The sequence below is a fragment of the Kitasatospora sp. A2-31 genome (assembly GCF_022288725.1).
Lineage (GTDB): Bacteria > Actinomycetota > Actinomycetes > Streptomycetales > Streptomycetaceae > Kitasatospora.
Genome location: NZ_JAKNTA010000125.1, coordinates 1 through 1,758, shown reverse-complemented (window position 1 = coordinate 1,758; position 1,758 = coordinate 1). Strand labels below are relative to the sequence as shown.

Sequence of the window (1,758 nt, the reverse complement as noted above, 5' to 3'; positions counted from 1 at the left end):
GGGAAGACCGCCGGTCCGGACGAAGCGCACCAGCAGGACGGCCGCCAGCAGCAGGAAGGCGATGTTGAGGAAGGTCGTGTAGTTCCAGGAGACGCCCTCCATCGGAATGGTCGCGTCCTCCCGGTCGGGGATCAGCCCGAGCGCGCCGAAGCCGAGCTCGATGGCGTACCCGGCGACGACCATGGCCGGGTAGAAGGTCGCGAGCAGGAACAGGGCCATCCTCCTGCCGTAGTACTTCCGGTAGATGTTGAGGATGGGCAGGATCAGCAGGTCGGCGAAGATGAAGGAGATGACGCCGCCGAAGCTGATGCCGCCCTTCCACAGGACGACGGCCAGCGGCACGTTGCCGATCGAGCAGACGAACGAGGCGATCGCCACCAGCGGCCCGATGAGCGGGCCCCAGATCTTGGACGCCACGGGGTGGCCCTCGAAGAAGAAGGCCTGCCAGAAGCCGTCGGGCACCCAGGCGGCGATCGCGCCGGCGATGAGCAGGCCCAGCACCAGGTCGCGCAGGATGGCCGCCCACTCCATGACGAACACGTGCGAGGTGGCGGTGAAGCCCTCGCCGGAGAAGAGCCGCCGGGCGAACGAGCCCTCGCGTCGTACGGACATGTCCATCGCCGCGTGGCCCTCCATCGAGCCGGCCAGGCCGCGCCCGGCCTGAGTACGGGCCTCCCGCAGCAGCCGGTCGTGCAGGAGCAGCCGGAAGAGGACCGCCAGCAGCGCGATCATGATCGGCCCGCCCACGAACTCCGCCGCGGTGAACTGCCAGCCCATCAGCAGCGCCAGGATCACGCCGAGCTCGACGACCAGGTTGGTGGAGGCGATCTCGAAGGCCATCGCCGCCGTGAAGTCGGCCCCCTTGCGGAACAACGAACGGGCCAGCGCCACCGCGGCGTAGGAGCACGACGAGGAGGCTGCCCCCAGACCGGCGGCGACCACGAGCGTCCGGGGCCGGTCGTCCCCCAGCAGACCGGCGACGGTGGCCCTGTGCACGACCGCCTGGACGACGGCGGACAGCGCGAAACCGAGGATCAGCGCCCAGGTGATCTCCCAGGTCATGGACCCGCTGATCGACAGCGCGTGCAGGACGGCATCCACGGGCGCTCGCGCCTTCCGTTCGACTCCGGACCCGATCCGGCCCGCTCTCCGCAGCCGCGCGCAGCCCGCCCCGGCCGCGCGCACCTCCCGGACACGCTATGCCGCGCCGGCACGAATCCAGCGGCACCGAGCCGACACCGCCGCTGCGCGCCGCGCCGAGCCGTGCCGCCCCGGACCGGGTCCGGCGTGTCCGTGAACGCCGCGACGCCGCTGCTCCCGGGCCCGGTGTGGTGGTCGGGTGGGGTGCAGCGGCGTTGTCGGGGTGCCGGTGGGGGCGGGGGCCCGGTGGGGGCTGGGGGTGTTACTTGGTGAGGCCGGCCTTGACGGAGCAGACGGGCCAGGCGCCGGGGCCCTGGGCGGCGAGGACCTTCTCGCCGATGGCGATCTGCTGGGCCTTGGTGGCCTGGTGGGCCTGGGGGGCGTAGGCGGTGCCGCCGAAGGCGGCCCAGGTGCTGGAGGTGAACTGGAGGCCGCCGTAGAAGCCGTTGCCGGTGTTGATGGCCCAGTTGCCGGTGGCTTCGCACTGGGCGACCTTGTCCCAGACGGAGGCGGGGGCGGCGGAGGCGGCGTTGGCCGTGACGAGGCCGGCCACCGGCAGGGCGGTGAGGGCCCCGGCCATGAGTGCCATGCGGACGCGGTTGCGGCGCTTGGTGGCGG

The 1,758-nt window shown here is 72.3% G+C and carries 2 protein-coding genes; both read right to left on the bottom strand.

Annotation, left to right across the window (positions count from 1 at the left end):
• Positions 1 to 1,101, bottom strand: a 1,101-nt coding sequence (locus MCM47_RS40110; protein ID WP_238951769.1) for a permease, incomplete at its 3' end; no start/stop codon positions are given.
• Between the two features lie 301 nt (positions 1,102 to 1,402).
• On the bottom strand, positions 1,403 to 1,758 hold a 356-nt coding region (locus MCM47_RS40105), incomplete at its 5' end, for a transglycosylase family protein (protein ID WP_238951768.1).